This window comes from Actinomadura sp. KC06, from assembly GCF_004348735.1.
Taxonomy (GTDB): Bacteria; Actinomycetota; Actinomycetes; order Streptosporangiales; family Streptosporangiaceae; genus Spirillospora.
Window position 1 is genome coordinate 23,071 of the sequence record NZ_SMKT01000066.1, and the last position, 21,687, is coordinate 44,757.

Consider the following 21,687-nt stretch of genomic DNA (forward strand, 5'->3'; position numbering starts at 1 on the left):
CGGCGGCAGGTGCGGGTCAGGCGGCGGGCTGGTAGCGGTCCTGGCGGGTCTGGGCGCCGATGTAGCGGAGCATGCTGCGCAGCGCCCAGCGGTTGATGCCGGTGGGCATCATGCGGTAGCCGTGCCGGTGCGCCATCGCGAGGGCGCCGAAGCGGGCCTGGTCGAGGACGGTCCAGGGGATGTCGAAGCGTTCCCGGACGATCGGGGGCAGGCAGCCGAAGGTGATGAGCCGCAGCGGGCGTTCGATGACGAGGCGTCCGGCGCGGTCGAGGCGGTGGCCGCCGACGGGCAGGAGCGTGACCGTGTCTGACCCGTGCTTGGCGATCTCCAGGGCGCGGGCGGCGGCCGGGGTGAGTTCGAGCCGTTCGGCGCAGATGTGCCAGAACGTGGACTGGAACGCGGCGTAGTCGGCGGGGACGGGACGCATGCTGACGCCGTACCGGGAGTACCAGGTGACGGTCTCGGCGTACATCCGCTCGTGGTCCTCGGCGGTGAGGGTGCCGGGGTGGAACGTCTCCGCGGCCTTGAAGATCTCCCAGGTGAAGGTGGCGTGCGCCCACCAGAACGTCTCGGGTTCGAGGGCGTGGTAGCGGCGGGCGCGCTCGTCCACGCCGCCGATGGCGCGGTGCAGGTCGCGGATGGTGCGGGCGCGGGGCTCGCCGTCCGGGGCGAGGATCGTCGCCCAGATCTGCGGGACGGACCGGTGGATCCGGTCGAACGGCGCGTCGAAGAACGCGGAGTGCTCGCTGACGCCGGCGCCGATGGCGGGGTGCATGAGCTGCATGAGCCCGGCGGCGGCGCCGGGGAGCAGCGAGCGCAGGTCGGCGGCGTGCCGCCAGAGGAGCGTGCCGGGCCCGAGCGGAGCGCGGGCACGCGAGGACGGGGCGGGCATCGCACCTCCTGGGGGGAAGTGACCACTTATGCCAGCCTAGCGCCGATGAGACAAGAGTCAACTTTTGTCGCACGCCCCGAATCGGGGACACGTCCGCTCCCTGGGCAAGAGCTCAACCGGGGTCGCGGGTCGTGCGGCCGTAGGCGCCCAGCGCCGGAGGTCGCACGACCCGGCGGCGCAGGCGACCGCAGCGACGCCCGGGCGGCCGCTACGGGCACGACAGACCGCAACGGCGGCGTGAGGATCGCCTGCGCCGTGACGGGGGTTCCAGGGGGCGCCCCCTGGGCTAGCAGCGCTTGTAGACGGCGACGGCGCAGGCGCTGCCCAGGCCGATGTTGTGCTGGAGGGCGACGCGGGCGCCGTCGACCTGGCGGGCGCCGGCCTTGCCGCGGAGCTGCCAGGTCAGCTCGGCGCACTGGGCGAGGCCGGTGGCGCCCAGCGGGTGGCCCTTGGAGATGAGGCCGCCGGACGGGTTGACGACCCACGTCCCGCCGTAGGTGGTGGCCGCGTCGTCGACGAGCTTGTGGCCCTCGCCGACCTCCGCCATGCCGAGCGCCTCGTAGGTGATGAGCTCGTTGGCGCTGAAGCAGTCGTGCAGCTCGACGACGTCGACGTCCTCGATGGACACCTGCGCCTCGTCCAGGGCGGCGCGGGCGGCGCGCTGGGAGCAGCCGAACCCGACGACCTGGATGGACGAGTGGTCCGCGAAGCTGTCGGGGGTGTCGGTGGCGATGTGGTGGCCCGCGATCTCGACGGCCTGGTCCCAGAGGCCGTGCTCGTCCAGGAACCGCTCGCTGACCACGATCGCGGCGGCGGCGCCGTCGGAGGTGGGGGAGCACTGCAGCTTGGTCAGCGGATCGAAGATCATCGTGGCGTTCTTGACGTCGTCCAGCGAGTACTCGGTCTGGAACTGCGCGTAGGGGTTGTTGACGGAGTGCTTGTGGTTCTTCCAGCCGATCCAGGCGTAGTGGTCGGGGGTGGAGCCGTACCTCTCTATGTGCTCGCGGCCGGCGTTGCCGAACATCTGCGGCATGGGCGCCTTGTCCATCTCCCATTCGCGGCCCGCGGCCATGGACGTGAGGTGGTGGTCGATGATGGTGACCTTGGACTCGCCGACGCCCGCGCCGAGCGAGCCCTTCTTCATCTTCTCCATGCCGAGCGCGAGCGCGCAGTCGGCGAGGCCGCCGCGGACGGCCTGGCGGGCGAGGAACAGGGCGCTGGACCCGGTCGCGCAGGCGTTCATGACGGTCATCACCGGGATGCCGGTCATGCCGGTCTCGTAGAGGGCGCGCTGGCCCATCGACCCGTACATCGAGCCCGCGTAGGCCGTCTCGACCGCGTCGTAGCCGACGCCGGCGTCGGCGAGGGCGTTGCCGACGGCCTCCCTGGCCATGTCGGGGTACTCCCAGTCGCGAGAGCCGGGCTTCTCGAACTTGGTCATGCCCACGCCGACGACGAAGGTGCGGTTGGCCATCGGGGTCGCCTCCTGTACCGAATCCTGTTCGGATCCACGATAGCCCCGGGGCGGCGGCGCGGCCGTTCCGTTCCCGATGGCCGGGACGGTCGGGCGGCGCCGGGTCAGGCGGTCATCTCCTCGGCCAGGGCGGCGGCGAACGCGTCGACGTCGTCCTCGGTGGTGTCGAAGGAGCAGACCCAGCGGACCTCGCCGGTCCGCTCGTCCCAGGTGTAGAACGGGAAGCGCTTGCGCAGCCGGTCCGCCGCGCCCTTCGGGACGATCGCGAACACCGCGTTCGCCTCCACCGCCTGCGTGATCTCGACGCCGGGGACGGCGCGGGCGGCGGCCTCCAGGCGGCGGGCCATGCCGTTGGCGCGGGCGGCGTTGCGCAGCCACAGGTCGCCGTCCAGCAGCGCGACGAGCTGCGCGGACACGTACCGCATCTTCGACGCCAGCTGCATGCTCGACTTGCGCAGGTAGTCCACGCCGCGGACCGCGTCCGGGTTCAGGACGACGATCGCCTCGCCGAGCAGCAGCCCGTTCTTGGTGCCGCCGAACGACAGCACGTCCACGCCCGCGTCGGTGGTGAGCGCGCGCAGCGGGACGCCGAGCGAGGCGGCGGCGTTGGCGATCCGCGCGCCGTCCATGTGCACGGACATGCCGCGCTCGCGCGCCGCGGCGGCGACCGCCGCGGTCTCCTCCGGCGTGTAGACGGTCCCCAGCTCGGTGCTCTGGGTGATCGACACGACGGCGGGCTGCCGCCGCTGGACGTTGCCGAACCCGGTGGCGTGCGCCTCGACCAGCTCGGGCGTCAGCTTGCCGTCCGGCGCGGGCACCGTGACCAGCTTCAGGCCCGCGATCTTCTCGGGCGCGCCGCACTCGTCGGTGTTGATGTGCGCGGACTCCGGGCAGACGACCGAGCTCCACCGCTCCGACATGGCCTGGAGCGACACGACGTTCGCGCCCGTCCCGTTGAACACCGGGAACACCTCGGCCCGCTCGCCGAAGTGGCGGCGGACGACGTCGCGGAGCCGGGCGGTGACGGCGTCGGCGCCGTAGGCGGGCTGGTGCCCGTCGTTGACGGCGGCCAGCGCCGCGAGGACGTCCGGGTGGACGCTCGCCTGGTTGTCGCTCGCGAACGCCCGCGCGGCCGCGGGGCGAGGGGTGTCGGTGGTGCGGTCGTCCGGCGGCTGCGTCATGCGCCCATTGTTCAGGACGCCCGCTCGCTGAGGACGTCCGCCCGCCCTCTCCGTGCCGGGTCAGGCGGGACGGTCGGTGATGTTCTGCACCGGAGCAGGGGCGGCCTCGGGCGGCCGGGCGGAGCCCGTCGATTGATTGGTGGCGGGTGAGGGCTTGAGGACGGTCGGCGGGTCGGCGGCGCGCAGCGGGATGCGGGCGCGCACGGCGTCCAGGTCGTCGCCGAGCCGGGCCAGGTCGGACTGCAGGTCGCGCCACAGCCCGGACCGCTGCTCCAGCTGCGCGATCTTGCTGCGCAGGTCGCCGATGCGGCGTTCGGCGGCATCCAGCCGGGCGTCGTTTCCGGCGGCGTCGCGGCCGGTGCGGATCAGGCTGGTGGCGACGGCGGCCAGGTCGCGTTCGGCGTCGTCCATCCGCTCGTCGATGCGCGGCAGCAGCCGGTCGTTGAGCTGGCCGACCAGCGAGTCGAGCTCGGCGCGCACCCGGCGCAGCTCGGCGTCCTGGTCGCGGACGGCGTCCTCTAGTATCTTGAGGCGTTCGGTGAGGGCGGGAAGGAGCCGCCCGAGTTCCGCCGACCGTTCCAGATCCCGCCCGAGTCTGACGAGAAGGCCCATGCCCTCGCGCAGCTGGCGCTCCGCCTCGGCGGCGGCGCGGCGGACGAGACCGGGGATCACGGTCATGGCGCTCCCTCCAGGGGGCGGTGCGGATGGAAAACTCCTTAAACTCTAGGCGAATCGCCCATGAACGGTTTGTGGACTCAGGGGATTATTTCGGCGCGCCGGCCGGTTTTCGATCTTCCGCGGAGCGGGCCCGTTCGGCCGGTGCCGGCGTCCCGCATGCGCACAGGCCCCGGCTGACGATGAGCAGGGCGCGTTCGGCGGTGTAGTCCGTCCGGTCGAGGGCCGGCCGGACACGGTGACAGGTCAGGCAGAGCATGCGTTCTTCGTCCTCCCCGTGGAGCCCGGGGGGCGCTCTGGTCCGTGCGGCACGTCCGGGAGACGCCCCCCGCGTCCCCCGGACGATGGCGGCCGCACGCGAGCCGCTTCGTGTGCGGCCCCGGCTCCGCCGTCCGGCGCGCGCTCCCCCCGGACACGCGCGTCGGACGACGGAACCATCTGGAACAGCCCCTTCGGCTTCCAGTGCCGGTTACAGTAAGCGCTCCCACGTTGCATGCACGTTGCGATCACTCTGTCACTCACCGTGGCGGGATCGATTGCGAGAGAATCTCAGGAAAACGGTTGCGCCGCCCAGCGGATGGGCCGATCCTCAGACACGCCAGGACCTCTCCGGGGGAAGGACTGCTGGTGACGCAGAACCTGTTGGCCGTCCGACAGGCCATCTCCGACTCGTGGCGCCGTTCCGAGACCGCCGGCGTCGACGTGGACGTGCGGGCGGCGCCGCTGGTGTACGACCGCGACGTCATCGCCGACGCCCGCATCGCCCATCCGCTCGACCCGCACCTGCCGCTGCTGGAGGACCTGCTGCGGCACGTTGCCGACGAGACCGAGCACCTCATGGTGATCACCGACGACGGCGGGCACGTGCTGTGGACGCAGGGCCCGCCCGCCGTGCGCCGCGCCGCGGACAGGATCGGGCTGGGGGAGGGGTTCCGCTGGTCGGAGGACGTCGTCGGCACCAACGGGATCGGCCTGGCCCTCGCCACCGGGCGGCCCGAGTTCGTGTACGCCGCCGAGCACGTCGCGCACGTCCTGCACCGCTGGTCGTGCGCCGCCGCCCCGATCACCGACCCCGACTCGGGGCTGGTGATCGGCTGCATCGACGTGAGCGCGACCGTGGAGGCGCTGCATCCGGCGACGGTCGCGCTCGTCAGCGCGGCGGCCCGGCTGGCGGAGTCGCGGCTGGAGAACGAGATGCGGCAGCGGGACGAGCTGCTTCGCGAACGCCTCCTTCCGCACCTGCGGGGCCTGCGCGAACCCGGCGTCCTCATCACCGCGACCGGCCGGATCATCGGCGCCGGGCCCGGCGAGCCGGCCCTGGCCGGGTGGCGCGGGCGGCGCGTGCCCGCCCCCGAGTCCGGCGGGACGGTCACGCTGCCCGACGGCCGCGCCGCCGTCGCCGAGTCGCTCGGCGAGGCGTTCCTGCTGCGCCCGCCCGCCGTCCGCCCGCGGCGCGGCCGGGGCGCTCCGGGAGCCCGGTCGCCGGGATGCCGCTCCGCCCCGTCCGCCGCCGGGGAGGGGCCGCTGCTGACGCTGTCGTTCCTCGGTGACGGCCGCCCGCACGCCCGCCTCGACGGCGGGCCGATCACGCTGTCGCTGCGGCACGCCGAGATCCTCGCCCTGCTCGCGCTGCACCCGCGCGGCCTGACCGGCGACCGGCTGGCGCTGTACCTGTACGGCGACGACGGCAGCCCCGCGACCGTCCGGCCCGAGATCCACCGGCTCCGCCAGCAGTTCGGCCATATCGTCCGGGCGCGTCCCTACCGGCTCGAATGCGCGGTCGAGGCCGACTTCCTCACCGTCCGGCGGCTGCTGGACGACGGCGACGTCGCCGGGGCCGTGCGGCTCTACACCGGGGAGCTGCTGCCCGGCTCGGACGCGCCCGCCCTCCGCGAGGAGCGCGACGAGCTGGCCGTGCGGGTCAGGCGGCAGGCGCTCGACCGGGGCGGTGCCGACGCGCTGTGGACCTACGCGCAGACCGAGCCCGGCCGCTCCGACCTGGAGGCACTGGAGCGGCTCAGCGCCGTGCTGCCGCCGGGGGACTCGCGGCTCGCGGCCGTCGCGTCCCGCAGCGACCGCCTCCTCAACGACGGCGACTAGCCGCCGAGCGGGTTCAGGGGGAGACGCCCGCGTTGACGAGGTGTTCGCGGTCGTTGTAGGTGACGGCCCGCAGGGCGGCGCCGTCCTGCCGCCACCGCGTCACCGACGCGTTCGCGATCGGCGTCTTCTCGATCTCCAGGACCTCCCGCTCCGACAGGCCCTCCACCAGGTAGCGGGTCATCACCACGATCGCGTCGTGCGTGACGACCAGCGCCCGCCCGCCGGGCGCGTCGGCCTCCAGGTCGCGGTAGAAGCTGCGCAGCCGCAGCGCGAGGTCGGCCCACGACTCGCCGCCGGGCGGCCGGTAGTAGAACTTGCCGAGGCGGCGCAGCCGCTCCGCCTCGGCGGGGTAGCGGCGGCGGACGCCGAGTTCGGTGAGCCCCTGCAGCGCGCCCTGCTCGCGGTCGCGGATCCGCTCGTCCACCCTCGGGCGCAGGCCGTCCGGGTCTTGCGGCGCCGCGTAGGACGTCTGCGCGAGCGCGATCTTCGCGGTGTCGAGGGTGCGCAGGTAGGGGGACACCACGACGGTCGTCGGGCGCTCGTCGGCGGGCAGCGCGGCGAGCCAGCGGCCGAGGCTCGCCGCCTGCGCGCGGCCGGTGTCCGACAGCGGCACGTCGGCGTCCCGTTCCGGGATGCCGGCCTCCTCGGCGTCGGTGCCGAGCACCGCCTGGTACGCGACGTTGCCGGTGCTCTCGCCGTGCCGGGTCAGGGTCAGCCACTGCAGCGCGTTCACGCCCGCCATGCTGCCATGCCCCACCGCCGTGCGCCGTCCTCTACAGGCGGTAGTACTCTTTTGTCCGTGACGGACGTCCTGACCACCGCGATCATCGCGGTGGCGCTGCTGATCGCCGCGTACTCCGTGGTGACGGCGCTGCGCAACCGGGCGATGGACGCCGCTCACCTCATCGCGCTCGGCGTCCTGGAGGTCCTGCTGGTCGCGCAGGCCGTCGTCGGGTTCGTGAAGCTGTCCGGCGACGAGGGCCCAGACGGGTCCGCCACGTTCGTCGGCTACCTGCTCGGCATCCTGCTGATCCCCGCCGCGGGCGCCGGATGGGGCCTGCTGGAGCGCACCCGGTGGGGCTCCGCCGTGATCGTCGTCGCGGGGGTGGCCGTCGCGGTCATGGTCGTCCGGCTTGACCAGCTGTGGAGCGGCGGTGCCTGACGCCCGCGCTGGCGACGGGGCCCGCGCCGGCGGCCGGGCCCGTGCGGACGACGGCGCCCGCGCCGGCGCCGAGATCCGCACGGGCGGCACGGCGCGCCCCGGCACCGGCGGCGGGCCGGGACGGCTCCTGGTCGCCGTCTACGCGGTCTTCGCGCTCGCGGCCGGCGCGCGGGCGGGCGTCCAGATCGCCACCCGGTTCTCCGACGCGCCGGTCGCGTACGCGCTGTCGGCGTTCGCCGCCGCCGTCTACGTCCTGGCGACGGTGGCGCTGGCCCGCGGCGGGCGGACGTCGTTCCGGGTCGCCGTCGCCGCGTGCTCCATCGAGCTGGCCGGGGTGCTGGTGGTGGGCACGCTCAGCGTCGCCGACCCCGCGGCGTTCCCCGACGAGACCGTCTGGTCCGGGTTCGGGCGCGGCTACGGGTTCGTGCCGCTGGTGCTGCCGGTCGCGGGCCTGCTGTGGTTGCGCCGCACCGCCCGCCAGGGTGGCGGGCCCGTAGCGGGCGGTGGGCGCCCTGTGGGCGGCGGCGAGTGAGCCCTCCGGCCACAGGTGTCGGATGACCGTCACGGTCAGGCGGCCGTGATGCCGGCCGCGGGCGGGGTGAGCCGGCCGCCGATCGGGAGCGCGCGGACGGCGGCCCTGGCGATCGCCTCGACCTCGTCGGGGGAGTGGTCGGCGGACGGGTTGCGGCTCATCCAGCGGATCAGCCGCGGCGGCGGCGCGAACACGATGCCGTCCGCGGTGAACGGCGTCCGGACGAGGCGGCCGCCGTGCACGGCCAGCACCGGCGTCACCTTCACGGGCACCTCCGCGACCCGCGAGATCAGCTCGGCGGCGGCGTCGGCCCGCGCGGTCAGCCCGCCCACCAGCTTCGACTGGGTCCGGCCGTCGATGAACAGCCGGCCGCCGTGGTGGGAGATCTCCGCGTCGGGATGCCAGGCCTCGTTGTGCACCAGCCACACGCCGCCCGGCCCGACCACGAGCTGGTCGGCCGGTCCGTGCCCGGGGACGACCCGCTCGTACAGCACCCGGTGCCCGCGCCGCTCCAGCGTGTGGCGCAGCCACCGGTTCATCCGCGCCTCGCCGCGCAGCCCGCGCCGCCACACGCTGGACGCGTGATGCACGCGCCAATGCACGAACGTGTCCGCGGCCGCGATCAGCAGCGCCATCACGATTCCGAATATGGCGTTGACCAGCAGCCCGCACAGGAGCAGCGCCGCGACGGCCAGAATTGCGCGGGTCCGCAATCTACCCTTTCGGCCGCGCTGCCACAGCTCTTCGTATACCGCCTGGGGTGAACCGCCGGTGAACGCCGCCCTGTCCCGCAGATAGATGGAACTGCCGATCATGACGAGACCCTCCCAGCACCCTGCTATGACGTCCTCATTATGGGGATACCCACGGTATTGCCGCTACAGTTCACACGGTGACGTAAATCAAACGTGGAAGCAACTTCTAGCTCTTGAAAGCATTGTCTACCTGGCCTTTCGGCAGGGTTGGACGATCGAATCCGGGGAAAAACTCAGATGGCGGCAAGGTAATTGCTGAAAGGCTCGGTGCAACTATCACCGCAACGCACGGAGCCTTTTTCATTTGCGTGGCATTCCCCGCATGGGCGATTACGCAACGGCACGTCCGGGCTCCGGGAGAGGCCGCCCAAGGGGCAGACTGGGGCGGTGCACATCGACGCCGCCGAGAGCCTTCCGGTCAGTCGCGCCGTCCCCGCCCTCCGCGCGGCCCTGGACGGCCACGGCGCGGCGGTGCTGGCGGCGCCGCCCGGCACCGGGAAGACCACGCTCGTCCCGCTGGCCCTCGCCGGGCTCGCGCTCGGCGGCGCCGCACCGGCCGGGAAGGTGCTGGTCCTGGAGCCGCGCCGGCTCGCCGCCCGCGCCGCAGCCCGCCGCATGGCCTGGCTCCTCGGCGAACGCGTCGGCGGGCAGGTCGGCGTCATCGTCCGCGGCGAGACGCGTCCCGGCAGCCGCGTCGACCTCGTCACCACCGGGGTCCTCCTGCAGCGGCTCCTAGCGGACCCGTCGAGCGGAGCTCGTCCGTTGAATGGCGGTGGGTGGGGGCTGGAGGACGGTCCGGAGCTCGACGGCGTCGGCACGGTGATCCTCGACGAATGCCACGAGCGGCACCTGGACGCCGACACCGCGCTGGCGTTCCTCCTCGACGTCCGCGCGACGCTCCGTCCCGACCTGCGCCTGGTCGCGGCGTCCGCGACCGCCGACACCGGCCCCTGGGCGCGCCTGCTGGGCGACGCCCCGGTGGTCGAGACCGAGGCCGCGCTGCACCCCGTGGAGACGGTCTGGGCGCCGCCGCCGCGTCCCGTCCTGCCGCCGCACGGTATGCGCGTCGACCCGGCGTTCCTCGCGCACGTCGCCGCCACGGCCCGCCGCGCCCTGGACGAACGCGGCGGCGACGTCCTGTGCTTCCTGCCCGGCGTCGGCGAGATCGCCCGCGTGGCCGGGCTGCTCGGCGATGTGCGCGCCGACGTCCTGCAGGTCCACGGCCAGGCGCCGCGGTCGGTGCAGGACGCCGTGCTGGCGCCCGCGTCCCGGCGGCGGATCGTCCTGGCCACGTCCGTCGCCGAGTCGAGCCTCACCGTCCCCGGCGTCCGGACGGTGGTGGACTCCGGCCTCGCCCGCGAACCCCGCACCGACCACGCCCGCGGGCTCGGCGCGCTCACCACCGTCCGGGCGTCCCGCGCCACCGCCGCCCAGCGCGCGGGCCGCGCCGGACGGGAGGCCCCCGGCGCGGTCTACCGCTGCTGGACGCAGGCCGAGCACGACCGGCTGCCCGCCCGGCCCCGTCCCGAGATCGAGCTGGCCGACCTCACCGGCTTCGCGCTCCAGGCCGCCTGCTGGGGCGATCCCGGCGCGTCCGGCCTCGCCCTGCCCGACCCGCCGCCGCGCGCCGCGCTCGACGCCGCCCGCGCCACCCTGGACGCGCTGGGCGCCGTGCACGGCGGGCACGTCACCGACCGGGGCCGCCGCCTCGCCCGCGTCGGCCTCCATCCCCGGCTGGCCCGGGCGCTGATCGACGGTGCGCCCGAGGTCGGCGCGCGGCGCGCCGCCGAGATCGTCGCGCTGCTGTCCGAGCCTCCGCCGCGCTCGTCCGGCGACGACCTCACCGCGGCCTGGCGCGCCCTCCGCGGCCCCGGCCGCCCGGCCGACGCCCACGCCGCCCGCTGGCGCGACGAGGCCCGCCGCCTGCACAAATCCCTCCCGGACGCGGACGAGTCCCCGGCGGCCGGGGGAGACGATCACGCGGCGGGTGTCGTGGTGGCGCTGGCGTTCCCGGAGCGGGTCGCGCGGGCGCGGCGGGGGAGCGGATACCTGATGGCGTCCGGGACGGGCGCCGCGCTCGCCGACGGCTCGGCCCTCGCCGGAGCGCGGGCGGAATGGCTGGCGATCGCGGCGGCCGACCGGCCCGCGGGCGCGGCGTCGGCGCGCGTCCGGCAGGCCGTCGTGATCGGCGAGGACATCGCGCGGCTCGCCGCCGCGCCGCTCCTGGAGACGGCCGAGGAGGTCGCCTGGCGGGACGGCGACGTCGTCGCGCGCCGCGTCGAACGGCTCGGCGCGATCGAACTGGACGCGCGCCCCCTGCGCAACCCCGACCCCGAACTGGTCCGGGCGGCGCTTCTGGACGGCGTCCGCGCCGAAGGGCTCGGCCTGCTGACCTGGACGCCCGCGGCCCACGCCCTCCGCGACCGGCTCGCCTTCCTCCACGCCGCGCTCGGCGAGCCGTGGCCCGCGGTCGGCGACGCGGCGCTGCTGGAGCGCGTCCCGGAGTGGCTGGCGGGGGCGCGGCGCCGGGCCGACCTGGGCAGGATCGACGTCGCCGCCATGCTGCGCGGTCTCCTGCCGTGGGAGCAGGCGAGCAGGCTGGACGAGTACGCGCCCGAGCGGATCGAGGTCCCGTCCGGGTCCCGGATCCGGGTCGACTACGCGCAGGAACGGCCCGTCCTGGCCGTGAAGCTGCAGGAGCTGTTCGGATGGGACGCCGCGCCGCGCCTCGCGGGCGGGCGGGTGCCGCTGGTCGTCCACCTGCTGTCCCCGGCCGGACGCCCGGCGGCGGTCACGGCCGACCTCGCGTCCTTCTGGCGCGAGGGCTACAAGGCGGTCCGGGCGGAGCTGCGCGGACGCTACCCCAGGCATCCGTGGCCCGAAGACCCGGTGCGGGCCGTGCCGACGAAGCGCACCAGCGCGCGCCGCTCTAGCGGGAGTCGATGAGGACGGCGATGCCGTCCAGGATGCGCGCGAGCCCGAACTCGAAGGCGCGGCGCGGCGCGACGGCGGAGTTGTACTCCTGGCCCGCGGCGGTGCCGACGCGGGTGCCGATGGGGTAGTCGGCCTCGTTCACGTAGGTGTCGAGGAAGGGGGCGGTGGCCTCCCACCACTGCGCGTCGCTGATGCCGCTGCGGCGCTCGGCCTCGGCGGCGCTGACCGACACGCGGGCGGCGCTCTCGGCGAAGCCGGTGATGAGCGCGGCCACCGAGTCCATCTCCAGGTCGGTGAGGCCGACGCCGTCCACGGCCCGCAGCTCGTACTCGTACTTGCCGATCGTGTTCGGCCCCATCGGCGGCCGGACCACCGTGATCTGCAGCAGCCACGGATGGCGGTGGAACATGGCCCAGTTCTCGCGGGCGATGTGCTCCAGCCGTTCCCGCCAGGTGTCCTGGACGGGCGGCGTCAGCTCGCCGAACGCGCGGTCGAGCATGACGTCGATCAGCTCGGCCTTGCCCGGCACGTAGGTGTAGATCGACATGGGGGAGACGCCGAGCTCGTCGGCGATGCGGCGGATGGACAGGGCGTCCAGGCCGTCGGCGTCGGCCACCTCGATCGCGGTCCGGACGATCTGCTCGGCGGTCAGCCGCGGCTTCGGGCCGCGCTTCGGCCGCTCCCGCACGCCCCACAGGAGTTCCAGGCTGCGCCTGGGGTCGCCGCCCCCGCTGTACTCGGTCGTCACATCGGCGATCCTCTCAGGGATGAAACTCTGTACGACGTACGTTATATTGTCCGCGATGCTAAGTCCGTACTGCGTACATAGTTTTGGAGGACGCGTGGCGGAACCACGGTTCGCGGTCGTCGCCGAAGGGCTGCGCAAGCGCTACGGCGACCCCCGCAAGAACGGCACGGAGGCCCTGGCCGGGCTCGATCTGCGCGTGCCCGCGGGCACCGTGCACGGGCTGCTCGGCCCCAACGGCGCGGGAAAGACGACCGCCGTCCGCGTGCTGGCCACGCTGGCCAGGCCGGACGGCGGCACGGCCCGCGTCGCCGGGCACGACGTCGTCCGCGCGCCCGCCGAGGTGCGGACCAGGATCGGGCTCGTCGGGCAGCACGCGGCGGTCGACGAGGTGCTCGGCGGGCGCCAGAACCTCGTCATGTTCGGCCGCCTCTACCACCTCGGCGCGAAGGAGGCGCGGCGGCGGGCGGACGAGCTGCTGGAGCGGTTCCGGCTGACCGGCGCCGCCGCCAAGCCCGCGAGCGAGTACTCCGGCGGCATGCGGCGCCGCCTCGATCTGGCCGCGTCCATGATCCTCGCGCCGCCGGTGCTGTTCCTGGACGAGCCCACCACCGGCCTGGACCCGCGCAGCCGGAACGAGGTGTGGGACGCGATCCGCACCCTCGTCGGCGGCGGCACGACCGTCCTGCTCACCACCCAGTACCTGGAGGAGGCCGACCGGCTCGCGGACGGCGTCTCGGTGATCGACCACGGCCGCGTCATCGCCGAGGGCGCCCCGGACGCCCTCAAGGCGCGCCTCGGCGGCGACCGCATCGAGGTCGTCCTGGACGACCCCGCGTCGCTCACCGCGGCCGCCGAGATCATCGGGCGGGTCGCGTCCGGCGAGGTCGACGTCGACACCGAGGCCCTGCGCGTCGGCGCCCCCGTCACCGGACGAGCGGCCGTTCTGACCGAGGCCGTCCGGACCCTGGACGACGCGGGCCTGCGCGTCGCCGACATCGGCCTCCGCCGCCCCACCCTGGACGAGGTGTTCTTGCACCTCACCGGCGGCACCGAGAACACCGAAGACAAGGACGAGGAGGTGCGCTCGTGAGCGTCCAGACGCTGCGCTGGGCCGTCGCAGACGGCCGTGTCCTGACCGGGCGGGCCCTCGCGCACTGGGCGCGGCGGCCCGGCGAGGTCGCGATGGCGCTGCTGTTCCCCGTGATGGTCGTGCTGATGATGGGCTACCTGTTCGGCGGCCAGATGGACGTGCCTGGCGGCGGGAACTACCGGGAGTTCATCGTCCCCGGCATGTTCGCGCTGACGATGGCGTTCGGCGTGGAGACGACGTTCACCGCGATCGCCGGTGACGCCGCCAAGGGGGTGGCCGACCGGTTCCGGGCGATGCCGATGTCCTCGTCCGCCGTCGTCGTGGGCCGCGCCGCCGCCGACATGCTGCATTCCGTCGTCGCGCTGGCCGTGATGGCGGTGTGCGGCGTCCTGATCGGCTGGCGCGTCCACGACGGCGCCGCCAAGGCCCTCGCCGGGCTCGGGCTCCTGCGGTTCTCGCTGATCTGGCTCGGCATCTACCTGGGCCTGATGGCGAAGGGGCCGGAGTCGGTCGCGGCCGTCCAGGTGCTGGTGTGGCCGATCGGGTTCCTGTCCAGCGCGCTGGTCGCGCCCAGCACCATGCCGGGCTGGCTCGGCGCGATCGCCGAATGGAACCCGATGTCGGCGACCGTGACGGCGTGCCGGGAGCTGTTCGGCGACCCCGTGTCCGGCGGGTCGTGGGCGGCGCAGCACAGCGTCCTGATGGCGGTGGTGTGGCCGCTGGCGATCGCCGCGGTGTTCGCCCCGCTGTCGGTCCGCCGCTACCGCGCCCTCGGCCGTTAGGGCAGCAGGGCGGCGCGGTGGCGTGCGAGCGCCATGGCCGGATAGCACGCCTCGGGCAGGGGCTCCGCGTGGTCGAGCGCGGCGCGGAGCCTCGGTCCCACGGCCGCCGGATCGTAAGGCTGGACGACGCACAGCTCCGCCTGCATCGCCTGCCGCGCCGCCGCCATCAGCGCCGGGACGTCCCCGACGATGACGACCTCGGACGGCGCGTCGCCGTGCCCGAGCCGCACGGCCGTCGCGTGCAGGCCCCGGGTACCGGCGTCCTCGTAGCGGAACTCGCAGACGAGACGGTCGCCGTCCAGCGGGCCCTCCTGGATGAGCCACACCTGGCCGGGGACGACGCGTCCGAGCGACCCCTCCCACGGCGCCGCCGGGACGTCGCCGAGCCCGCCGGCCGCCCGGCCCGCCGCCCTGCGTCCCGCCACGGGGCCGATCGCGGCGAGGGCCCGAAGGAACGCCCGTGCCCCCGGCGTCGCGGCGGCGCGCAGGCAGGTGATCAGGTCGCCGAGCGCGGCGCGCAGGCCCTGCGCGTGCGGGGCCGCGGCCTCCAGGGCGCCGAGCCGCGCGGACGCCCACGCCTCCGCCTCCAGCGGGCCGGGCAGCGCCGGGAGCGCGTCCGCCTCCCGGACGAACGCCGCGTACACCTCGCGCAGGCCCGGCAGCATCAGCTCCGGACCCGATGACGGCCGGGTCGCACTCATCGTCCCAGCGTAGGAGACATGCGGGAGCGGCACGTCCCCGCGGCCGGTGCGGCCGGACCGCGAGAACGCGCCGCAGGCCCCTAGGCCGGGACGGTCAGCAGGGTGCGGGCCGCGCCCCGCCCGGTGGTGCGGACCTCGAACCGGCTGATCTCCCCGGGCCGCAGCGCGGTCCCGCCCTGCAGCGCGAGCCGCGGCTGCGCGGACCCCGGCAGCCCGTACCCCGCCGCCGGGACGGCCCAGCCCGCCACCGTGTGGGCGCGGCCCGCGCGGTCCACGGCGACCAGCTCGCACTCCAGCGGGCCGCGGACCTTGCTCAGCTCCAGCCCGATCCGGCTGCCCCACGCCTTGTCCTGCAGTGCGACCGTCCCGGTGACGCCGGATCCGGTCTCGGTGGCCGTCATGCGCCGCCCGTCCCGCATCAGCGCGGCCGTCCCGCCGTCCGGATCGGACGCCGCCGTCCCGCCGCGGTCGGCGCCCAGCGTGTACCCGGTGCCGAGCGCGCCGCCGAGCAGCACGACGCCGGCGGCGGCCGCGGCCAGCGCCCGCGTCGAGCGGTGCCGCCGCTCCCGGCGGATCCGGTGCCGCAGCAGGTCGGACACCACGGCGGGCTCGGGCGGCGGCGGCGCGGCCGGGGCGTCGGCCGGTTCGGCGATGGGGCCGATGCCGTCCAGCGTCTCCGCGATGCCGCGCAGCTCGCCCAGCTCCACCTGGCAGGCGACGCACCCCGACAGGTGGGCCTCGAACGCCCGCCGGTCCGGTTCCTCCAGGAGGCCGAGGGCGTAGGCGCCGACGTCGATGTGCAGCATGTCCGCGCTCATGGCGTCACGCCCCTTTCCTCCAGGGCGACGCGCAGTGCCCTGAGCGCGTAGTAGACCCGGGACTTCACCGTGCCCACGGGGATGCCGAGCTGCTTGGCGGCCTCGTTCACCGAGCGGTCCCGGAAGAAGGTCTCGTTGAGGATCTCGCGGTGGGCCGGGGACAGCGCGAGGAGTGCTTCGGACACGACGACGGAGCGCAGCAGATCCTCCAACCCGTCGGGGACGCGCATGTTCTCCAGCGGGCCCTCGCCCGCCTCCTGCGGCCGGGCGTTCTTGCGCCGCTGGTCGTCGATGACGATCCGGCGGGCGACCGTCGCCAGCCACGGCAGCAGCGAGGTCGCGTTCTCGTCGAGCTGGTGCGCGCTGCGCCAGGCGCGGATCATGGTCTCCTGCACGACGTCCTCGGCCCAGTGCCGGTCGCCGCCGGTCAGGCGCAGCACGAACGACAGCAGCGGGCGCCCGTACACGCGGTACAGCTCGGTCACGATCACCTGGTCGTCCACGGCGCCCGCGGGCTGCGGGCCGCGGAACCAGCTCCACGGGCCGGCGGCTGGACGTTCTCGCGGGGCCGACACGGCGGTCGGTGATCTGTGGGCCATCGGGGGTCTCCGGCTGAAGCGGGGGCGGACGGCGCGGTGACCGTGAGCCAGGTGTCACGTCGGGAGGCAGTACGCGCCCCGGGTCGCCGGAGGTTCAACCGGGCCGCTTCCGTGGCGGATTTTCCAGCGGGCCCCTAGCCGGTTCGACACCTTTTCCTTACCCCCGGCGCGGACGGCCCGCGGGCCGCGTCCTAGTTCCGAAAGCCGGCAGGGACCACGCCGCGCCGGTCCCCGGAAGGGCAACGCTCACTCCACGCATTGGAGCGAATGCGGGCATCGGGCCCATTTGCCCAGCTAAGGACCGAGGGGCGGATCGGCATAGTGAAAGGGAACGGCAACACACGACTGAGCTACCGCCTTCTGATGGCGGTGGACATCCAGGGGTACAGCAAGCGCGACACCCGCGAGCAGCTGCTCGCGCAGCGCGACCTGTGCGAGGCGCTCGACCGCGCCGCGCACGGGGCCGGCCTCGACCGCGGCCACTGGGAGAAGCAGGTCGGCGGGGACGGCGAGCTCGCCACGCTGCCGGACGGGACCGACCCCGCCATGGTGGCCGGCGAGTTCGTCATCGGCCTCGCCGAGGCGCTGCGCGACCTCAACCGCGAGGCGCGCGGTGGCGCCGCCGGGGAGGCTGGCGGGCACCGGCTGCGGGTGCGGCTCTCGCTGCACCACGGCACGCTGACGGCCGGGCCGTTCGGGCCCGCCGGCGACGCGCCGATCGTCGTCCAGCGGCTGCTGGACGCCGCGCCGCTGCGCCGGCTGCTGGTCGACGACGCGGACCGCGACCTCGCCTACGTCGTCTCGGACTCGCTGTTCGAGGACGTCGTGCGGACCGGGTTCTGCGCGCTGCCGCCGGAGGCGTTCCAGCCGATCAAGGTGACCGCGAAGGGCGCGACCTTCCGCGGCCACATCATGACCGGCCGCGCCGTCCGCCGGAACGGCTTGCCGGACGACCGGGGCGGCGAGGACGGGGGCGAGCGGGGCGGCCCGCCGGGCGACCGGCCGGCCCCGGACGCCCGCGTCCTCGACTTCCCGGCCCTCGCCGTCCGATAGTCCGGCAAGCCGTTCCCGCCCGGTGGCGCCGGGCGGGAAGCGATCGGGGCGGGGCGCGGTTGACGCCTGGAAACCGGACTTCTGCGGAGGCGGACGACGATGGCGGACGACGCTGAACTGGCCAAGCTGGTGGCGGGGCACGACCTCGGGGTGCTGATCACCCTCAAGCGGGACGGGCGGCCCCAGTCGTCCAACATCAACTACCACTTCGACCCCGACCGGCGGCTCGTCCGGATCTCGATCACCGCGAACCGGGCCAAGGCCCGCAACCTGGCCCGGGACCCGCGGGCGAGCCTGCACGTCAGCACCCCGGACGGCTGGTCGTACGCGGTCGCCGAAGGCGCCGCGGAGCTGTCGGCCGTCGCCGCCGACCCCGGCGACGCCGCCGTGGCCGAGCTCGTCGAGGTGTACCGGGACATCCGCGGCGAGCACCCCGACTGGGACGAGTACCGGCGCGTCATGGCCGAGGACGGGCGGCTCGTCGTCCGCCTCCACGTCGAACGCCTCTACGGCCACGTCCGCGGCTGACGGCCCGCCCGGTGGGCCGTGCACGATTCTTCGACCCGGTCGAACGATCCACAGCCCGGGTCGAACGATCCGCATCCCGGGTCGTACGTTCCGCATCCCGCGGGACGGCGCGCGTTAGGCGGGGCACGGCTTCCGTGTCACCCTGGCGGCGTTCCGCGCCACCCCAACGCGGCCCCGGAGACGCGGCCACCGGGAGGAACGATGTGCGACGCCGACGCCGACCCCCAAGACCTCGAGCCGGCCGCGGTCGCGCGGGCCCTGGAGGAGTACCGGGCGCTGCTGCGCGAGCACGGCCCCGCCTGGGGCGAGGACCCGATCGGGTACGTCCGGCAGATCGAGACCAGCGCGTTCCTGATGGACGAGCACGACTACTGGATCACCTGCCTGGGGAAGGTCCTGGCGGCGCATCCCGGCGCGTCGGCCGAGGAGATCGACGCGCGCGTGCAGGAGCTCGACCTGCACGAGGTCGTCCGGGACGCGCTCAGGGGCCGCGTCCTGGACAACCTCGCCGCGCTGCGCGTCCTGCCGGACGGCGTGTCGCTGGAGGCCGTCCCGAAGGCGGTCCTGGACGGCGGGCCGGTGCGCACCACGCTGCTCGTCGACTCCTCGCGGGACGCGCCCGTCACCGTCCGGGTGGACGGCGCCGCGCACGAGATCCCGGCGCGCGGCGCGCGGCTCGTCCCGGTGACGTCGCGCAGCGAGGTCGTCGCGGGCGACACCCGCGTCCCGCTCGGGTCGCTCACCCGGCAGGCCCTCGCCGCGCGGCTGCGGCTGCGCGCGGGGTTCCCGTGCCGCTGGACGGTCGCCGGCGCCGACGGGCAGGGCTGGTACCCGGCGGGCGCGCCGCACCGGATCGACGCGCACCGCGTCCCCTACTTCCACGGCGACGACGTCGTCCTGGACGTGCCCGCCGAGCCGCTCACCGTCCGCGTCACCAGGGGCATGGAGTACGAGACCGCCGAAACGCAGGTGACCCCGGACGTCGGCGCGGAGACCCTCGTCGAGCTGGCGCCGCCGCGGCTCTACGACGCGGCCGCGCGCGGCTGGTACGGCGGCGACATGCACGTCCACATGAACTGGGCCGGCGACACCGTGGGCACGCCCGCGCAGGCCGCCGCCGTCCAGCACGGGGAGGACCTGCACGTCCTCAACCTCGTCGCGGGGAACGTCGCCTCGCGGCGCGTCTACGACCGCGAGGCGCTGGAGCACTGGGCCGGACGCGACCTGCCGTGGTCGGACGCCGCCCACATCGCGCGCCTCGGCGTCGAGTACCGCAACGACCTGCTCGGGCACCTGTACGCGTTCGGCGTCACCGCGCCGCCCGGACGGTTCCACACCGGGTTCCTCGGCACCGCCGACTGGCCGCCGAACGCTACCGGCTGCCGTGAACTGCGCGGCCTCGGCGCGGTCCTCGGATACAGCCACCCGTTCCACATCCCGGTGGAGGAGGACGACCCGCCGCCCGCCGTGCTGGCGGGCGGGCGCAACTGCTCGTCCCGCGAGATCGTCGCCGACGCCGCGCTCGGCCTGATCGACTCCCTCGACGTCCTCAACCACTCCTCGATCCAGGCGACCGCCGTCGTCTACCGGCGGCTCCTCGGCGCGGGCAACGCCCTGGCCGTCACCGCCGGGACCGACACGATGCTGTCGTTCCAGCGCCGCGGCAACCAGTCCAGCCCGCCCGGCTGGGAACGCGTCTACGCCCGCGTGGACGGCCCGCTGACCGCCGCGTCGTTCGCCGACGCGATCCGCCGCGGACGGACGTTCGCCACCACCGGCCCCTGGCTGGAACTGCACGTCGACGGCCACGGCCCAGGGGACATCCTCGACGTCGCCCCAGGCGAACGCGTCACCGTCACCGCACGGACGATCGGGCCCGAAGTGCTGCGCATCGAACTGCGGACCGCCGACGGGATCCTCGCGGACGGACCGCCGGGCGAGGTCACCGCCGAACTCACCGTCGGCGAACCGACCTACGTCGTCGCCGTCGCCGCCGGGCCCCGGCACGAACGCTCCATGCACTACTCCGGAGCGTTCGCGCACACCAGCCCCGTCCACCTGCGCGTGGACGGACGGCGCGTCGCCCGCGGCGCCGACCTGCGCTGGTGCCTGGAGTACCTCGACCGCCTGGAGGACCTGCTCCGCGACACCGCCCGCTTCGACGCACCCGAGCAGTTCGCCGCCCACCTCGACCTCCTGGACGAGGCCCGCGGCGTCTACATCGCCCGCCTCACCGGCCGCTGACCATCGGCGGGCACGGGGCGCCCCGCTTGTGCCCGGGACGCGCGGCTGGCTACCGTTCGGTGGTGATCCAGGCCACCTTCACCACCACGGCCACGCCCGAGGACGTGTTCCGGCACCTGGTCGTTCCCGAGGCGTGGGCCGCGTGGGGCAGGTTCCCCACCGGGGCCAAGCAGGGCCGCGAAGGCGACACGACCCGGTACGGGATCGGGGCCGTCAGAGTGCTCTGGCCCGTCCGCGAGCAGACCGTCGTCTACGAGCCGAGCACGCACTACGCCTACGTCGCCCTGTCGGGGCTGCCCGTCCGCCGCTACCGGGGCGACGTGCACCTGGAGGCGCGCGACCCCGGCACCCACGTGCGCTGGCTGGCGGAGTTCGAGCCGCTGATCCCCGGCACCCGGCCGCTGCTGCGGCTCTGGTACCGGCTGATGCTGCCGGCGTTCGCCCGATGGCTGCCCGCGCATCTCGAGAAGTGCCCGCCCGGCTGCCCCGCCCGCCGGGCCGCCGAGTTCTGACGCTCCGGGCGACCGGCCTTCCGCGGCCGGGCTTTCGCGGCCCGGCTTCCGCGGCCGGGCTTTCCTGGTCGCGGGGCCGGAGGCCGCGCGACCCCCCGCGCGACCCCCGGCGAAAAGGGTGCAGGCCGAGAGCACCCCGCAGTTCCCTCGGCCTGCACGTATTCGGCCCCCCGATGGACCCCGCCCCCGCCTAGACGGGGTCCGGACCGTAGACCTCCCACAGCTCGCCCGCGAAGAACCTGCCGAAGTTCAGCAGCGACTCCGCGCCGTCCGGACCCGACGTCCGGAACGTCGTGAGCTGCCGCGCGAAGTCCGTCAGCCGGATGTGCAGCACACCGGCCGCGACGACCTCCGCGCCGTCCTCCTCGGCCTCGCCGACGTGGCCGTCCAGCAGCCGCACGTACAGCGTCGACGTGTCCGGCCAGATCCGCGTCGGCGGACCGTGCAGGACGTTCTTCACACCGCTGAGCGTGCGGGCGTGGCCGTCGCCGTCGGTGTAGAACAGGCGGTACTTCATCAGCCGCCTGTCCTCGCCGTCCACGCCCGGCGACGGGTCGACGAACAGGTTGAACGTGCCGTGCTCGACGCGGCGCCGGCCCCCGTGCCCGGACGCGTCGACCCACCCCTCGGCACGCGCCTCGTGACCCGGCTCGCGGACGAACCGGTCGGTGTCGTCCGCCGTGATCGTCAGGCGGAACGACAGCGGCCGCCGCCCCTCCGCCTTCGCGCCGGTCCGCGGATCGGTCTCGCCGTAGGTGACCGAGCCCTTCATCTCCTCCGTGAACCACAGCGACGTACGGTCCGGTGCGACCGCGGAGGGTCCCCGCGACCCCCCGTGGTCCCCCGAGACCGGACCGTACGCCGCCGAGCCGTTCCCCACGGAGCGGTTCCCCGTCGAACCATTCCC

General features: G+C 74.7%; 20 protein-coding genes and 1 pseudogene. 10 read left to right on the forward strand and 11 right to left on the reverse strand.

Annotated elements, in window-relative coordinates; genetic code table 11:
• Positions 1-16: 16 nt before the first annotated feature.
• From E1287_RS21535 to E1287_RS21550, 4 genes are all read right to left on the reverse strand, one after another.
• Positions 17-892 (reverse strand): oxygenase MpaB family protein, encoded by an 876-nt coding sequence (locus tag E1287_RS21535; protein ID WP_131966848.1) that lies wholly within the window; start codon positions 890-892, stop codon positions 17-19.
• A 286-nt stretch (positions 893-1,178) separates the two neighbouring features.
• The gene (locus tag E1287_RS21540; protein ID WP_131966849.1) at positions 1,179-2,366 is read right to left on the reverse strand and encodes a beta-ketoacyl synthase N-terminal-like domain-containing protein; all 1,188 of its coding nucleotides are present in this window, start codon (positions 2,364-2,366) and stop codon (positions 1,179-1,181) included.
• Positions 2,367-2,470: 104 nt separating this feature from the next.
• Complete coding sequence (locus tag E1287_RS21545; protein WP_131966850.1) at positions 2,471-3,547, reverse strand: low specificity L-threonine aldolase; 1,077 nt, start codon at positions 3,545-3,547, stop codon at positions 2,471-2,473.
• 60 nt (positions 3,548-3,607) lie between these two features.
• Positions 3,608-4,225, reverse strand: a complete 618-nt coding sequence (locus tag E1287_RS21550; protein WP_131966851.1) for a hypothetical protein — start codon at positions 4,223-4,225, stop codon at positions 3,608-3,610.
• Positions 4,226-4,849: 624 nt separating this feature from the next.
• On the opposite strand from E1287_RS21550, the gene E1287_RS21555 reads away from it, so the two are divergent.
• A complete protein-coding gene (locus tag E1287_RS21555) occupies positions 4,850-6,322 on the forward strand; it encodes a helix-turn-helix domain-containing protein (protein WP_243719295.1) in 1,473 nt (490 codons plus the stop codon).
• A gap of 13 nt (positions 6,323-6,335) precedes the next feature.
• Here E1287_RS21555 and E1287_RS21560 read toward each other — a convergent pair whose 3' ends face one another.
• On the reverse strand, positions 6,336-7,064 hold the full coding sequence (locus tag E1287_RS21560; RefSeq protein WP_131966867.1) for a histidine phosphatase family protein: 729 nt from the start codon (positions 7,062-7,064) through the stop codon (positions 6,336-6,338).
• 57 nt (positions 7,065-7,121) lie between these two features.
• On the opposite strand from E1287_RS21560, the gene E1287_RS21565 reads away from it, so the two are divergent.
• Together E1287_RS21565 and E1287_RS21570 are read left to right on the forward strand one after the other, a co-directional pair.
• Positions 7,122-7,484 (forward strand): hypothetical protein, encoded by a 363-nt coding sequence (locus tag E1287_RS21565; RefSeq protein ID WP_131966852.1) that lies wholly within the window; start codon positions 7,122-7,124, stop codon positions 7,482-7,484.
• 73 nt (positions 7,485-7,557) lie between these two features.
• On the forward strand, positions 7,558-8,016 hold the full coding sequence (locus E1287_RS21570; protein WP_131966868.1) for a hypothetical protein: 459 nt from the start codon (positions 7,558-7,560) through the stop codon (positions 8,014-8,016).
• A gap of 35 nt (positions 8,017-8,051) precedes the next feature.
• Here the strand turns inward: E1287_RS21570 and E1287_RS21575 are convergent, their stop codons facing one another.
• Positions 8,052-8,831, reverse strand: coding sequence for an NERD domain-containing protein (locus E1287_RS21575; protein ID WP_243719296.1), 780 nt, complete (start codon positions 8,829-8,831; stop codon positions 8,052-8,054).
• 327 nt (positions 8,832-9,158) lie between these two features.
• On the opposite strand from E1287_RS21575, the gene hrpB reads away from it, so the two are divergent.
• Positions 9,159-11,717 (forward strand): ATP-dependent helicase HrpB, encoded by a 2,559-nt coding sequence (hrpB, locus tag E1287_RS21580; protein WP_131966853.1) that lies wholly within the window; start codon positions 9,159-9,161, stop codon positions 11,715-11,717.
• Here hrpB and E1287_RS21585 read toward each other — a convergent pair.
• The gene (locus tag E1287_RS21585) at positions 11,701-12,453 is read right to left on the reverse strand and encodes a TetR/AcrR family transcriptional regulator (RefSeq protein ID WP_131966854.1); all 753 of its coding nucleotides are present in this window, start codon (positions 12,451-12,453) and stop codon (positions 11,701-11,703) included. The two genes, hrpB and E1287_RS21585, sit on opposite strands and share 17 nt — an antisense overlap.
• A gap of 94 nt (positions 12,454-12,547) precedes the next feature.
• On the opposite strand from E1287_RS21585, the gene E1287_RS21590 reads away from it, so the two are divergent.
• Both E1287_RS21590 and E1287_RS21595 read left to right on the forward strand, forming a co-directional pair.
• Positions 12,548-13,543, forward strand: coding sequence for an ATP-binding cassette domain-containing protein (locus E1287_RS21590; protein ID WP_243719298.1), 996 nt, complete (start codon positions 12,548-12,550; stop codon positions 13,541-13,543).
• Positions 13,540-14,325: an ABC transporter permease gene (locus E1287_RS21595; protein WP_131966856.1), complete on the forward strand. Its 786-nt coding sequence runs from the start codon at positions 13,540-13,542 to the stop codon at positions 14,323-14,325. The genes E1287_RS21590 and E1287_RS21595 overlap by 4 nt, the downstream gene beginning before the upstream one ends.
• Here E1287_RS21595 and E1287_RS21600 read toward each other — a convergent pair.
• From E1287_RS21600 to E1287_RS21610, 3 genes are all read right to left on the reverse strand, one after another.
• On the reverse strand, positions 14,322-15,026 hold the full coding sequence (locus E1287_RS21600) for a hypothetical protein (RefSeq protein ID WP_131966857.1): 705 nt from the start codon (positions 15,024-15,026) through the stop codon (positions 14,322-14,324). The genes E1287_RS21595 and E1287_RS21600 overlap by 4 nt on opposite strands.
• A gap of 80 nt (positions 15,027-15,106) precedes the next feature.
• The gene (locus E1287_RS21605; RefSeq protein ID WP_131966858.1) at positions 15,107-15,844 is read right to left on the reverse strand and encodes a zf-HC2 domain-containing protein; all 738 of its coding nucleotides are present in this window, start codon (positions 15,842-15,844) and stop codon (positions 15,107-15,109) included.
• Positions 15,841-16,443 carry a sigma-70 family RNA polymerase sigma factor gene (locus E1287_RS21610; RefSeq protein ID WP_131966859.1) on the reverse strand — a complete coding sequence of 201 codons (603 nt, stop codon included), beginning with the start codon at positions 16,441-16,443 and terminating at the stop codon, positions 15,841-15,843. The genes E1287_RS21605 and E1287_RS21610 overlap by 4 nt, the downstream gene beginning before the upstream one ends.
• A 363-nt stretch (positions 16,444-16,806) precedes the next feature.
• Between E1287_RS21610 and E1287_RS21615 the strand changes: the two genes are divergently transcribed.
• The 4 genes from E1287_RS21615 to E1287_RS21630 all read left to right on the forward strand — a co-directional run bounded on the left by E1287_RS21615 (position 16,807) and on the right by E1287_RS21630 (position 20,780).
• The gene (locus tag E1287_RS21615; protein ID WP_243719300.1) at positions 16,807-17,496 is read left to right on the forward strand and encodes a hypothetical protein; all 690 of its coding nucleotides are present in this window, start codon (positions 16,807-16,809) and stop codon (positions 17,494-17,496) included.
• 99 nt (positions 17,497-17,595) lie between these two features.
• A complete protein-coding gene (locus tag E1287_RS21620) occupies positions 17,596-18,024 on the forward strand; it encodes a PPOX class F420-dependent oxidoreductase (RefSeq protein ID WP_131966860.1) in 429 nt (142 codons plus the stop codon).
• Positions 18,025-18,225: 201 nt separating this feature from the next.
• The gene (locus E1287_RS21625; protein ID WP_131966861.1) at positions 18,226-20,268 is read left to right on the forward strand and encodes a CehA/McbA family metallohydrolase; all 2,043 of its coding nucleotides are present in this window, start codon (positions 18,226-18,228) and stop codon (positions 20,266-20,268) included.
• Between the two features lie 62 nt (positions 20,269-20,330).
• Entirely contained in the window at positions 20,331-20,780 is a 450-nt protein-coding gene (locus E1287_RS21630; RefSeq protein ID WP_243719302.1) for an SRPBCC family protein, read from the forward strand.
• Positions 20,781-20,970: 190 nt separating this feature from the next.
• On the opposite strand, the pseudogene E1287_RS21635 reads toward E1287_RS21630, so the two are convergent.
• Positions 20,971-21,687: pseudogene (locus tag E1287_RS21635) on the reverse strand (FAD-dependent oxidoreductase); the annotation flags it as partial.

Excerpts from the sequence above, each read along its gene's own strand:
- E1287_RS21535 (WP_131966848.1), bottom strand. The coding sequence starts at position 892 with ATGCCCGCCCCGTCCTCGCGTGCCCGCGCTCCGCTCGGGCCCGGCACG.
- E1287_RS21540 (WP_131966849.1), bottom strand. The coding sequence starts at position 2,366 with ATGGCCAACCGCACCTTCGTCGTCGGCGTGGGCATGACCAAGTTCGAG.
- E1287_RS21545 (WP_131966850.1), bottom strand. The coding sequence starts at position 3,547 with ATGACGCAGCCGCCGGACGACCGCACCACCGACACCCCTCGCCCCGCG.
- E1287_RS21550 (WP_131966851.1), bottom strand. The coding sequence starts at position 4,225 with ATGACCGTGATCCCCGGTCTCGTCCGCCGCGCCGCCGCCGAGGCGGAG.
- E1287_RS21560 (WP_131966867.1), bottom strand. The coding sequence starts at position 7,064 with ATGGCGGGCGTGAACGCGCTGCAGTGGCTGACCCTGACCCGGCACGGC.
- E1287_RS21575 (WP_243719296.1), bottom strand. The coding sequence starts at position 8,831 with ATGATCGGCAGTTCCATCTATCTGCGGGACAGGGCGGCGTTCACCGGC.
- E1287_RS21600 (WP_131966857.1), bottom strand. The coding sequence starts at position 15,026 with ATGAGTGCGACCCGGCCGTCATCGGGTCCGGAGCTGATGCTGCCGGGC.
- E1287_RS21605 (WP_131966858.1), bottom strand. The coding sequence starts at position 15,844 with ATGAGCGCGGACATGCTGCACATCGACGTCGGCGCCTACGCCCTCGGC.
- E1287_RS21610 (WP_131966859.1), bottom strand. The coding sequence starts at position 16,443 with ATGGCCCACAGATCACCGACCGCCGTGTCGGCCCCGCGAGAACGTCCA.
- E1287_RS21615 (WP_243719300.1), top strand. The coding sequence starts at position 16,807 with ATGGCGGTGGACATCCAGGGGTACAGCAAGCGCGACACCCGCGAGCAG.
- E1287_RS21620 (WP_131966860.1), top strand. The coding sequence starts at position 17,596 with ATGGCGGACGACGCTGAACTGGCCAAGCTGGTGGCGGGGCACGACCTC.
- E1287_RS21625 (WP_131966861.1), top strand. The coding sequence starts at position 18,226 with ATGTGCGACGCCGACGCCGACCCCCAAGACCTCGAGCCGGCCGCGGTC.